We start from the raw sequence: 11,961 nt of genomic DNA, 5'->3' as shown, positions 1-11,961 counted from the left end.
AATAAAGGGATAGGGTAAAAATATGGCTAAAACGATTTTAATTACTGGTGCAAGTTCAGGGATTGGTGCCGGTATGGCACGTGAATTTGCAAAAAAAGGGTATAACCTGGCGATTTGTGCACGTCGTCTGGAACGTCTGGAAACTTTGAAGCAAGAACTCGAAAGCCAATATGATATTAAAGTCATTGCCAAAACACTGGATGTGACCAATTATGATCAGGTTTTTGAGGTTTTCCGTGCCTTTAAAGAAGACTTTGGCACCATTGACCGAATTATTGTCAATGCCGGTGTAGGTGAAGGCCGCCGGATTGGTAAAGGTAATTTTGCAATCAATAAAGCCACTGTCGAAACCAACTTTATTTCTGCATTGGCACAATGTGAAGCTGCAGTGGAAATTTTCCGCGCACAAAACTCCGGTCATCTGGTAATGATTTCATCGATGAGCGCAATGCGTGGTATGCCAAAACACTTGACCGCTTATGGCGCAAGTAAGGCTGGGGTTGCACATCTGGCTGAAGGCATTCGTGCTGAGCTAATTGATACACCAATTAAAGTCACGACCATTTTCCCAGGCTATATTCGTACTGAAATTAATGAAGGCGCGAAAAAATTACCATTTGAAGTGGATGAGAAAACGGGTTCACGCTTATTGGCAGAAGAAATTGAGAAAGCACCAGTCAAAGCTTATGTGCCGAAATGGCCTTGGTTGCCCCTCGGTTTGGCAATGAAAGTATTACCGCTAAAATTAGTCAATAAATTAGGTTAAAACCTCAATTTAAAAAGCTCCATTCGGGGCTTTTTTACTTTTTAGTATTCAAAATTTTGGATAAAAGTAGGTAGGATAATTCTGGTATCGGATTTAAAAACGTTATAAATTATTAAGATAATTAGTTAAATCTCTAAAAGTCATTAACACTTTGATGATGAATAAATTTTATTTTTCTATAAAAATAAAAATTCTATTAGAATAGAGATGATTAAATTTTTAAGAAAAGAATTTTTAGACGATAAATTTTATAGAAAATATCTCCTTATTTTTCTGCTTTATTCTTGATCTTAAAAAAATTACTAAAACTGCCCAAAACTTGGACATACTCGCTGCGAAAGTGGAAAGATAACTTCTCTTTTTTATAAATTCCTTTAATGTACAACTGTTCAGAAATCAAAGGTTGTCCATATGTCTACATCTTCGGATATGACTGACCAACAGCGAATCTCTAAGGTCAGAAATATCGTTACACAGGCCGGGGAAGAAATACGTACCCGTTATCCTATACTTAAACATCAGAATTTCATTGGTGCGAGTATTTTAGGTTTTGCCTGGACGGGGATGATCGCATGCGCATTGGCATATGGATATGGTTATCTTTCTGCGTGGTTCACCATTCCCCTAATTGCAATTTTTGCTTCACTGACACATGAATTAGAACATGACCTGATTCATTATATGTATTTCAAAAAAACACCTTGGGCACATCATTTAATGTTGGCTTTAGTGTGGCTGGCTCGTCCAAATACGATTAGTCCATGGGCTCGCCGACGCATGCATTTGCATCATCATAAATATTCAGGCACTGAATATGATCTTGAAGAACGTGGCATCAGTAATGGTATGCCATGGGGGATTCGCCGCATACTAGTGATCAGTGACCAGTTGATGTCAGTGTATTTGCGTCCTTTTCAGATGTTTAAAATGATTCATCTTTTTATGGAAAAACAGCCTGAAAAAGAACGTAAAGTTGCCATGATTTCTCAGCTATTAGGCTTCTTGCCATTAAGCTTGATTTATTATGGTCTGTGCTATTTATTTGTAGTCTTTCATGTAGGCAATGCCGTTGCACCAATCTTTGGTTATGAAATGCTTTGGTCGGAAAGTATCATCGAAGCTATGCCGCTCGTGAATTTCTTGGCAGTAATTTGGATCATTCCGAATTTTATCCGTTCTTTTAGCCTGCAATTCGTTAGCTCCAATATGCATTATTATGGTGATATTGATCCACGCGATGTCATCAAGCAGACTCAGGTACTGAATCCATGGTGGATGGTGCCATTCCAGTTATTTTGCTGTAATTTCGGTTCAACTCATGCGATCCATCATTTTGTGGTCAAAGAACCCTTTTATATACGTCAGTTGACCTCTAAAACGGCGCATAAAGTCATGAAAGAAGTGGGTGTACGCTTTAATGATATTGGGACGTTCAAGCGCATGAACCGCTGGAATGATCATAAAGTTTGATATATCAGCCACATTAAAAAATCCCGTTAAACGCCGGGATTTTTTTATTTTGCTAGTTAAAGTTACGTGAATATTCATTAAAAATGACTGCTGAGGTATTACTCGTAATCCATAAATTGCAGTAAAATTAATCATATCTTTATATAAATTAGTCCATTATGTTGCTCAAAGCTGCCACTATCGCCTTAATTCCCGCGCTCGTAATTCAGGGTAACCGTGTCAAAAAAAATACGATAAAACTTCCAGAACCAGAGGGTGCACGTGAAGGCCAAACAGGAACAGGCAAAAAACTTTCATTACTGATTGTGGGTGATTCAGCAGCAGCAGGGGTCGGGGTAGATCATCAGGATGATGCCTTACTCGGCGCGATTCTGAATGAGCTAAAAAATGACTTTGAAATTAAATGGAAGTTACAGGCAAAAACGGGCGATACCACCTCAAAGGTCATTCGTACTTTAGACCAGATTGATGCTAAATCCTATGATGTGGTCGTGACTTCAGTCGGTGTGAATGATGTGACTAAACTCATGCCTGCCGATGTCTGGATCAAGAAGCAGGAACAGTTTTATGGCAAAATCCAGCAAAAGTTTAATCCAAAACTGGTCATTGCAGCCGGTGTTCCTCCAATGAATATGTTCCCGGCTTTACCGAATCCTTTGGCCTGGTTATTTGGTCAATATGCCAAACACATGAACCAGCAGCTGGAAAAATTTGTGAACAAGCAGATCAACATGCAATGGATTGAATATGATATTGAAAAATATCGTGCCATGAATTTACAAATGGCCAAAGACGGTTTTCATCCAAGTAAGGAAGTTTATACACTTTGGGGACAAGAAGTTGCTAGCAAGATCCGTCAGGCATTCTAAAATAACTGAAATACCTGAATCTGGAACAGTTTATGTCGGATATTGAAACCCATCCATTACCGCCATTTTTACCGCCCAATGCCAAATTACTGATGTTGGGCAGTTTTCCGCCACCCGCAACGCGCTGGAAAATGAATTTTTATTATCCGAATTACCAAAATGATATGTGGCGGATATTTGGATTAATTTTCTTTAAAAATAAAGATTACTTTTTGGACTTACCTAATAAAAAATTTCAGGAACATCTAATCCGTGAGTTTCTAACTGAAACGGGGATTGCGATTTTTGACAGTGCTTATCAGATCCGACGCCTGAAGGGAAATGCTTCCGATAAATTTCTGGAAATTGTAGTGCCAACCAATTTGCAGGATCTATTAGGGAAAATGCCAGACTGCAACCACATCATGACTACAGGCGACAAGGCCACAGATACTTTGATGCTCTCTATGCCTGAAGGTACGTTGAAACCCGGTATAGGTGAGCCAACACAGGCACATTTTCTTGGCCGTGACCTGTATCTATACCGGATGCCATCTTCATCCCGGGCTTATCCTTTGGCTCTGGATAAGAAAGCAGATAGTTACCGGATGATGTTCGAGCATGTCGGTCTAATTTGAGTTATGAATAAATATAAATATTAAGTATATTTATGAAATAAGCTTACTTTTAGAAAGTATTTAAGTATTTTCTACCTGCATATTGGGATATTCGACCCAGCGATAATCCTTAACTTTAATATCCCGAACATGATGAAAGCTGGACCAGATCAGTTTGCTACCTTTACTCCATTTTAATGTAGAGATACGAGATTCAACTTTCTCAATCTCTTCCGCTGTTGCAGGACGTAAAGAGCCAATCTCTGCATATAAACGTACACCGGGATAATGCTTAAATTTTCCCTTGAACATGGAACTTAACCAGAACAGTTTGCTGCTATTCACAGCCTGAATGCAGGCAAGTGGCTGATGCTGTAAATTTTCAGAGAAGGTGGTGGAGTAAGTATCAAAAAAGAAACCTGTACTAGACTGCTGATCCAGAAAGACAGTTCCGATCGGAGTAATACTAGGAAAGCCTCGGGGATTGACGGTTGCGATCGAACAATGCATTGCTGCACGCTGCGTATCTGCAACAACTTGACGGATATTTTGCCATTCAGAAGGGGAAATCATGATGTTTTCTCTTTATTATTTTAATCAAGCTTAATCTGTATGTCTAAAATAGGCATTGCCATAAAAATATTCAGGCAAGGGCAATTTAACCAATTAAATATATTAGGTAAATTCCCTGTAAACGAAAAAGAGCCGATATGGCTCTTTCAAATTTTAGAAATGGAAAAATGAATTAACCATCATATTCCACATAATCCCACAGGTTTAAGCGCGCTTTAATTTCTTTGCGGATATTCGGCAACATCGGGAGTAATGTGCCGTCAATCCATAAACTTAAAGCTTGTGCAGAAATCAGTTGCTGTTCTTCATCGACCAGTTGCGCGCCTTTAACCATCACCAGTGTTTCTTCAGAAGCTTCGGTTTCAACACCTTTGAATAGCACCTGTAATTCATAACCGGTATCCTGAATCAGCCATTCCAGTTCGACCTGGATATTCTGATTAGATTTAAGTACGACCTGACCTTCGACCAAGTCCGAATCAGACAGGCAGTCATGTTCAACCCGTATTTTGGCTAAAAACCATTCTTGTTGAGACAGATCCTGCAAGGTCTTAACAGGGGTGAGAATATCACTGAGTTTAAACTGACGACTTAAATCAAAAAATTGCATGGGAGTGGAAAGCGAAAATTCGCAAAATACTGGAAAAGTGTAATTTTAGAGCAATCAACGGAATAGGTAAAACCTTTGTAGGTATTGATCTGATTAATATATAAGAAATAAGCTGAAAAATATAAGTATAAAAACCCGATTTAGAGATTTAGTCAATTTTATATTGTTCAGCTTATCACCAATAAAGATTTAAAATATCCAAAGCCAACTATCAATTAAGGAAAAATCACATTAAATGTAATTTGATTGCAATGTATCTGTCATTACATTAACCATTCTCCCGGGAATTTTGTTGCCAGATTCATCATATAACGCTGGAACTGTGTCGTTTCAGGGTCATGATTATGCTGAATGACTGAACCATTTTTTTGGTGTTCCAGCCAAATGATCTCACCCTCTTTATCTAACTTCAGTTGATAAGCCATTCTGGGTAAATACTGGTTTAAGGACTTAGTAATTTCATCTTGAAGTTGATCGGATTCAATCACCAGACCGACTTCAGTGTTTAAATAGGCAGAGCGTGGATCAAAGTTAAAGGAACCAATAAATACCATGCCATCCAGATCAAAGAATTTGGCATGTAAACTGGAACTGTTCTTATTTTTGGCCGGAATAATATTACCGGTCATAATTTCATACCAGGTCCGTTTTGGCCGTTCAATATAAGGTTTGAATTCCCAGAGCTCGATTCCATTCTTGAGCAGCTGTTTACGGTATTGCTGATAATAGGCATGAACCAAAGCAACATCATTTGCTTGGAAAGAATTGGTTAAAATTCTGATTTTGACACCCTGTTGGGAACGTTTACTTAAATAATCCGCACCTTCCTGAGTAGGAATGAAATAAGAAGAAACCAATTCCAGGTGGTCTTTGGGTTCACCCATGAGTTCCAGCATATGAGTATAAATATAATCGCCATTCTGGGCGCTACGACGAACCTTGGAAGGGGCATCGGCAACAAAATAGGCATTTCCCCATTTGATCGGGCGCTTTCTCAGTTGTTCATCAATCTGCTGTTCCGCAATACCGACTCGACGTTTCAGTTCATTTTTATCGACTTCATCTTCTTTAAATTCGGTTCTCAGCCGTTTTAAAAGTTGTGGATTGCCTGAATCATTCAAAACTTGTCGGATGTCATAGCTCAGATCATCGTTCCAGAATTTGATAAAGGTCTGATTTGCATCGTGTGCTGGTTTACCGGCAAAGAAAATATCGACATCGCTAAACTGAAAGTCTTCACTGGCATCAAAATATTCACTACTGATATTTCGACCACCCGTTACCGCTGCCGTACCATCCGCAATAATCAGTTTGTTATGCATACGCGGGTTAACATATTTCATACGGAATCCGTAATCCAAGGCACGCAATTGACGGAATTTATAAGGATTAAATAGTCTGACTTCGAAATTAGGATGCTGGGCTAAGGCCAGCAGCTTATCATCCAGTTGAGTTCCGTTCTGGTCATCAATCTGAACTCGAACCTTCACGCCACGGTCTGCGGCTTTTAATAATTGGGAGAGGATCATGTTGCCAATATAGTCATCTTTCCAGATGTAATATTGCAGGTCGAGATGGTATTTGGCCTGATTAATCAGATATAACCGTGCTGCCATACTCATAAAACCGTCATATAAAGGCAGATAAGCCGTTTTCCCTTCCTGAATCTGTGGCAGTTGTTCCTCTCTAATCCAGTGGGCCGATTGTACCGGAGTAATGGCTTCGTCTTTTGCTGTATTGGGAGCTAATTCACAGCCAGAAATAGTCAGACTAAAAACAAAAATACTTAAACATGTAATTGACGAGGGCTTAGTCATTGATGTTCCATTAGTTATAGGGGTTTTATTCCTCAACTAGTGATGTTAATGGTTGAATCTGCGAATAGAAAGAGGTTACTGTTAACCATCTGTAAATCAGTAATAAAAGGATCGTTTTACATGAAATCACGTGCAGCGGTTGCATTTGGCCCAGGTCAGCCATTAGAAATTGTGGAAGTAGATGTTGCTCCACCAAAAGCAGGTGAAGTACTGGTAAAAATTAGCCATACTGGCGTATGTCATACCGATGCATTTACCTTGTCTGGTGATGATCCGGAAGGCGTATTTCCAGCCATTTTAGGCCATGAAGGTGCGGGTGTCGTCGTTGAGGTAGGCGAAGGCGTGACGAGTCTGAAACCGGGTGATCATGTGATTCCACTTTACACAGCAGAATGTGGTGAATGTCTGTTCTGTAAATCGGGTAAGACCAACCTGTGTGTAGCTGTTCGTGCGACTCAGGGTAAAGGTGTAATGCCAGATGGAACTACCCGTTTTTCTTATAATGGTCAGCCGATTTATCATTACATGGGATGTTCAACGTTCTCTGAATACACAGTCGTTGCAGAAGTTTCTCTGGCGAAAATTAATCCTGAAGCTAACCATGAGCAAGTGTGTTTATTAGGCTGTGGCGTGACTACAGGTATTGGTGCAGTACATAACACTGCTAAAGTACAGGAAGGCGATAGCGTCGCTGTATTTGGTTTAGGCGGTATCGGTCTTGCAGTTGTACAAGGTGCTCGTCAGGCCAAAGCCGGTCGTATTATTGCCGTGGATACCAATCCGGATAAATTCGAACTGGCTAAACAGTTTGGCGCTACTGATTTTGTGAATCCAAAAGACTATGACAAGCCAATTCAGCAAGTGATTGTGGAAATGACCGGTTGGGGCGTAGACCACTCTTTTGAATGTATTGGTAATGTCGACGTAATGCGTTCAGCACTGGAATGTGCACACCGTGGCTGGGGTCAGTCTGTGATTATTGGCGTAGCAGGTGCAGGTAAAGAAATCTCAACTCGTCCATTCCAGCTAGTCACAGGCCGTAAATGGATGGGTACGGCATTTGGTGGTGTTAAAGGTCGTTCTCAATTACCGGGCATGGTTGAACAGGCCATGAAAGGTGAAATTCAGTTAGAACCATTTGTGACACATACGATGCCATTAGAACAGATCAATGAAGCCTTTGATCTGATGCATGAAGGCAAGTCAATCCGTAGCGTGATTCATTTTGATTAAAATGATTTAGCGATTTAAACTTAATAAAGGCCGGTAAACACCGTCCTTTTATTTTAATAATTAAAATATATCAGATACATTTGCCTATCAAAGCACCACAGAGCTTTACCTAAAAAACACAAGGCTTCTAAGGTCATTACATGCCAGATGCTTATAGTGAATAGAAGCGTATTGAGAGACGCGATTAAAACCATGTTTAAGAATCATTTTAAAGAATAAGGATAAGCTCTATGTCGAATGATAGATTTGATCGTATTAAAAATTCTCCTAAAGATGTCCGTGATGATTTAAATGCCGATCCAATTAGCGGCGAGCCAGGTGCACATCCTATTGGCACAGGCGTAGGTGCTGCCGGTGGCGCAGCTGCAGGTGCAGCGGTCGGTGCAGCAGGCGGTCCTGTTGGTGCAGCAGTAGGCGGTGTTGTGGGGGCAGTGGTCGGTGGTCTCGCAGGTAAAGGCGTAGGCGAAGCTGTGAACCCGACTGAAGAAGCAGCATTCTGGCGAGATAATGCCGTTGAAACCCCTTATTATTCAGATGCCCGTACCACGTATAGCGATTTAGATTACGATCGTGACTATGATGCGGCCTATCGTGTCGGTTATGAAAACCGTGGAGCATATGATGCCAATACCCGTTTTGAAGATGTAGAAAGCGATCTGAAAGTAAAATGGGAACAGGCAAAAGGCCAGTCACGTCTGAACTGGGAACAGGCAAAATTTGCAGTACGTGATGCATGGAATCGCGTAACCCGTTAATTGCAAATGCCAAAACCAAGATCTAATATGCTCTTGGTTTTAAGGAAATGGGCAAAGTCTGCTGACCGTCACGACTTTGTCCATTATTAATATCTGAAAGGTTAGAATTCTAGGGCGATAAGTAAAAGTATAAATACTGATAAATATTTTTTTATATTTACTACTTGTCAAAACTGGATAGAGCGCGTATTTTAATTTCAGATTCACATTTTTATGAAAGACATAAACATGTTAAAGCAACCTATCATTTCAAACGCTTATTTTTATTTCTGGCAGTTTAGATAATTGCCTGAATGCGTTTGGGCAATGAAAAGGTTGCCCACCAGTTAATACCTGATCGGCAACCCTGATCAGGTTTTTTTATGCATGTGATTTAACAATTTTTTGGAGACAGCCATGACAAACTTTAACTATTCATACTTTAGCAACTTTTATTGGTCTTACTTTAGCCAGCTAATGACGCTTTCGACATCTTCAATTAGACCCATAACGCTCAAATAAAAGTTTGGACTGATTGCCAGTCCCAGGATTTAAAGTCATGAATATTGCACATACATCACAACAACATCAAACAGAAACCATTTTAGCTTTACCACAGCAGCTTAAGCAGCAATTGCCACTGTCTCCGCAATTGGCTGCACAAATCGCTGAACAGCGTCAAATTATTCAAAATATTTTAGAGGGTAAAGATCACCGTTTAATGGTGATTACCGGACCATGTTCCATTCATGATGAAGCTTCCGCACTGGAATATGCAGAAAAATTAAAACAGCTTCAGGAACAGGTTTCTGATCAAATTTTCCTGGTTATGCGGGCCTATATTGAAAAACCACGTACCACCGTAGGCTGGAAAGGCTTCCTGTATGACCCAGAACTCGATGGCTCATCCAATATTCAATTGGGTCTGGAAAAATCTCGTGCACTGTACCTAAAACTGATTGGCATGGGCCTGCCGATTGCCTCAGAGATATTAAGTCCAATGGCGACAGCGTATTTCGATGATCTATTGGCATGGGGTGCGATTGGCGCGCGTACCAGTGAATCACAAATTCACCGTGAAATTTCCAGCCATATGCCGTACAGCATCGGTTTCAAAAATGGGACAGATGGTTCGATTCAAATTGCTCTTGATGCTATTCAGTCAGCTTCCAATCCACATCAGTTCATGGGCATGAGCCAATCGGGTCTGCCGTGTATCCTGAGCTCAAAAGGGAATCCAAAAGCACATTTGATCCTGCGTGGTTCAAATAGTGGTCCGAACTACCAGTTGTCTGAAATTGAAAAAATTAAAGCGAAACACTCAACCGATTTGCCGGCCCTGGTTATTGATTGCAGTCATGGCAATAGTTCAAAAAACCCAATGCTACAACCTGAAGTGCTGGAGCAGATCGTCGCTGAACGTTTGCACAGCAATGTGCGGGGTGTAATGCTCGAAAGTCATTTGGTTGATGGTAATCAGAAAATCTCTGAAGATATGGTTTACGGCCAGTCAGTGACTGATGGATGTCTGGGCTGGACAAAAACCGAGCAATTATTGTTAAATATGGCTGATTCACTGCGATGCGAAAGTTTAAAGCGTAGCGCTTAAACTCACGATCTTATCTTTCCTCAATTCGTTGAGGAAAGATATTATGATCGGATATGGTTGTTCAGAAGTATTTTTCTAAATGCTGAAAGCAACAATTCGATATTTTGAAAATTAAAACAATGAGTATTAAAACGATTTTAAAAAATTCATAAAAAATAATTAATTTAAAAAAATAAACAATAACAATAATTTATTAGAGGTCAGCCTGATACTGTTTTTAAACAGCGGATGAGTAATGATCCCGGGAAGCTTGCTATGTATACAACTGAATTACTCGATGAAGCACGTAAATTTATGCACTATATGCTGACCAAAGTCGTGGAATATGGTAGTTCCGACCTTTTTATTACAGCTGATTTCCCGCCCAGTATCAAACAGCAGGGGTTGATGAAACCATTTGGTCAGCAGAAACTCACAGCCGATAAGACCCGTTTGTTTGCTTATGCCTTGATGAATGAGCGACAGATTCAGGAATTTGAATCGGTGATGGAATGCAATTTTAGTATTAGCATCCCGGGCGTGTCGCGCTTCCGGGTTAATGTCTTTCAGCAACAGCACAATGTAGGCATGGTGATTCGAATCATTACGACAGATATTCCAAGCTTTGAGCAGTTAGGCTTACCAGCTTCATTGCAACAGGTCATCATGCAGAAACGTGGTTTGGTGCTGGTAGTTGGTGCAACGGGTGTTGGGAAATCGACTACATTGGCAGCCATGATTGATTATCGTAATACGCATACTGAAGGGCATATTATTACGATCGAAGACCCGGTGGAATATGTCTATCAGCATAAAAACTCGATGATCACCCAGCGTGAAATTGGTGTAGATTGCGTTTCCTGGCACAATGCACTGATTAATACCATGCGGCAGGCACCTGACGTTATCGTGATTGGCGAAATCAGGGATACAGACAGTATGGAGCATGCAATTGCCTTTGCTGAATCTGGCCATTTATGTCTTGCAACACTCCATTCTAATAATGCCGATCAGGCACTGGACCGGATTATTAACTTCTTTCCAGAAGAACGCCGTAATCAGTTACTGCTAGATTTATCAGCTAATATCAAAGCCGTGATTTCTCAGCGGCTAATTCGCACTGAAGATGGTAAAGGTCGTCGGGCTGCGGTAGAAATTCTGCAAAATACTCCTTTAGTTTCTGACCTGATTCGTAAAGGTGAATTCCATGAACTTAAAACGATTATGGCTCGTTCGCGGGAACTGGGCATGCAAACCTTTGATCAGGCATTATTTGATTTATATAACCAAGGCATTATTTCTTATGAAGAAGCCTTGCGTAATGCAGACTCCAGCAATGAATTACGTTTGCAAATCAAGCTGAAGAGCAGTCGTATTAATCCTGTTTTACAGGCAGAAAATGCACAGATTTCACTTCTGGAACAGTCCAGATCGCGTGCACTTTCTCCTGATTAATCTTGGCTTTTTAATAAACAGACTACTATTCAGTTCAATAGAACTGAGTCATAAATCTTCTTTAATGGTGGCTTTTAAGCAAGGCAGTTTTAGGCCACCTATCTAATTTTTTAATTTTATCCTTACTTGCCTGGTGAATTCAGTTTCACCGTCTTGCATTTATCCTGAATATGATCTTTTTCATTGTAATATTCTTTTAAAATGAAATAGGTTTTAAAAGGCAATATATGTCTACTTAATTGATATTTAA

At 40.2% G+C, this 11,961-nt stretch carries 11 protein-coding genes; 8 read left to right on the top strand and 3 right to left on the bottom strand.

Features of this window, described 5'->3' with window-relative positions:
* Positions 1-22: 22 nt before the first annotated feature.
* The 4 genes from FTV25_RS02100 to FTV25_RS02085 all read left to right on the top strand — a co-directional run bounded on the left by FTV25_RS02100 (position 23) and on the right by FTV25_RS02085 (position 3,722).
* A complete protein-coding gene (locus FTV25_RS02100) occupies positions 23-766 on the top strand; it encodes an SDR family oxidoreductase (protein WP_004785546.1) in 744 nt (247 codons plus the stop codon).
* 411 nt (positions 767-1,177) lie between these two features.
* Complete coding sequence (locus FTV25_RS02095) at positions 1,178-2,236, top strand: fatty acid desaturase (protein WP_125278627.1); 1,059 nt, start codon at positions 1,178-1,180, stop codon at positions 2,234-2,236.
* Between the two features lie 158 nt (positions 2,237-2,394).
* Positions 2,395-3,105, top strand: coding sequence for an SGNH/GDSL hydrolase family protein (locus tag FTV25_RS02090; RefSeq protein WP_180002056.1), 711 nt, complete (start codon positions 2,395-2,397; stop codon positions 3,103-3,105).
* A gap of 32 nt (positions 3,106-3,137) precedes the next feature.
* Positions 3,138-3,722: a uracil-DNA glycosylase family protein gene (locus tag FTV25_RS02085; RefSeq protein ID WP_034704166.1), complete on the top strand. Its 585-nt coding sequence runs from the start codon at positions 3,138-3,140 to the stop codon at positions 3,720-3,722.
* A 60-nt stretch (positions 3,723-3,782) separates the two neighbouring features.
* Here FTV25_RS02085 and FTV25_RS02080 read toward each other — a convergent pair whose 3' ends face one another.
* The 3 genes from FTV25_RS02080 to FTV25_RS02070 all read right to left on the bottom strand — a co-directional run bounded on the left by FTV25_RS02080 (position 3,783) and on the right by FTV25_RS02070 (position 6,701).
* The gene (locus FTV25_RS02080; protein ID WP_180002055.1) at positions 3,783-4,274 is read right to left on the bottom strand and encodes a pyridoxamine 5'-phosphate oxidase family protein; all 492 of its coding nucleotides are present in this window, start codon (positions 4,272-4,274) and stop codon (positions 3,783-3,785) included.
* Between the two features lie 172 nt (positions 4,275-4,446).
* Complete coding sequence (locus FTV25_RS02075; RefSeq protein ID WP_180002054.1) at positions 4,447-4,884, bottom strand: hypothetical protein; 438 nt, start codon at positions 4,882-4,884, stop codon at positions 4,447-4,449.
* Positions 4,885-5,147: 263 nt separating this feature from the next.
* The gene (locus tag FTV25_RS02070) at positions 5,148-6,701 is read right to left on the bottom strand and encodes a phospholipase D family protein (protein ID WP_180002053.1); all 1,554 of its coding nucleotides are present in this window, start codon (positions 6,699-6,701) and stop codon (positions 5,148-5,150) included.
* 120 nt (positions 6,702-6,821) lie between these two features.
* Here FTV25_RS02070 and FTV25_RS02065 point away from each other — a divergent pair, with 120 nt between their 5' ends.
* The 4 genes from FTV25_RS02065 (at position 6,822) to FTV25_RS02050 (ending at position 11,711) form a co-directional block, all read left to right on the top strand.
* A complete protein-coding gene (locus FTV25_RS02065; protein WP_166138145.1) occupies positions 6,822-7,934 on the top strand; it encodes an S-(hydroxymethyl)glutathione dehydrogenase/class III alcohol dehydrogenase in 1,113 nt (370 codons plus the stop codon).
* A gap of 230 nt (positions 7,935-8,164) precedes the next feature.
* Positions 8,165-8,689: a hypothetical protein gene (locus tag FTV25_RS02060; RefSeq protein WP_159122907.1), complete on the top strand. Its 525-nt coding sequence runs from the start codon at positions 8,165-8,167 to the stop codon at positions 8,687-8,689.
* A 538-nt stretch (positions 8,690-9,227) separates the two neighbouring features.
* A complete protein-coding gene (locus FTV25_RS02055) occupies positions 9,228-10,277 on the top strand; it encodes a 3-deoxy-7-phosphoheptulonate synthase (RefSeq protein WP_180002052.1) in 1,050 nt (349 codons plus the stop codon).
* A 255-nt stretch (positions 10,278-10,532) separates the two neighbouring features.
* Positions 10,533-11,711, top strand: a complete 1,179-nt coding sequence (locus FTV25_RS02050; protein WP_180002051.1) for a PilT/PilU family type 4a pilus ATPase — start codon at positions 10,533-10,535, stop codon at positions 11,709-11,711.
* Positions 11,712-11,961 lie beyond the last annotated feature (250 nt).

The organism is Acinetobacter sp. YH12249, from assembly GCF_013417475.1.
GTDB lineage: Bacteria > Pseudomonadota > Gammaproteobacteria > Pseudomonadales > Moraxellaceae > Acinetobacter.
This window is presented reverse-complemented; position numbering and strand designations above follow the sequence as displayed.

Bases quoted from the DNA above. Each gene is read 5' to 3' on its own strand.
- FTV25_RS02100 (WP_004785546.1), top strand. From the start codon at position 23: ATGGCTAAAACGATTTTAATTACTGGTGCAAGTTCAGGGATTGGTGCC.
- FTV25_RS02095 (WP_125278627.1), top strand. From the start codon at position 1,178: ATGTCTACATCTTCGGATATGACTGACCAACAGCGAATCTCTAAGGTC.
- FTV25_RS02090 (WP_180002056.1), top strand. From the start codon at position 2,395: ATGTTGCTCAAAGCTGCCACTATCGCCTTAATTCCCGCGCTCGTAATT.
- FTV25_RS02085 (WP_034704166.1), top strand. From the start codon at position 3,138: ATGTCGGATATTGAAACCCATCCATTACCGCCATTTTTACCGCCCAAT.
- FTV25_RS02080 (WP_180002055.1), bottom strand. From the start codon at position 4,274: ATGATTTCCCCTTCTGAATGGCAAAATATCCGTCAAGTTGTTGCAGAT.
- FTV25_RS02075 (WP_180002054.1), bottom strand. From the start codon at position 4,884: ATGCAATTTTTTGATTTAAGTCGTCAGTTTAAACTCAGTGATATTCTC.
- FTV25_RS02070 (WP_180002053.1), bottom strand. From the start codon at position 6,701: ATGACTAAGCCCTCGTCAATTACATGTTTAAGTATTTTTGTTTTTAGT.
- FTV25_RS02065 (WP_166138145.1), top strand. From the start codon at position 6,822: ATGAAATCACGTGCAGCGGTTGCATTTGGCCCAGGTCAGCCATTAGAA.
- FTV25_RS02060 (WP_159122907.1), top strand. From the start codon at position 8,165: ATGTCGAATGATAGATTTGATCGTATTAAAAATTCTCCTAAAGATGTC.
- FTV25_RS02055 (WP_180002052.1), top strand. From the start codon at position 9,228: ATGAATATTGCACATACATCACAACAACATCAAACAGAAACCATTTTA.
- FTV25_RS02050 (WP_180002051.1), top strand. From the start codon at position 10,533: ATGTATACAACTGAATTACTCGATGAAGCACGTAAATTTATGCACTAT.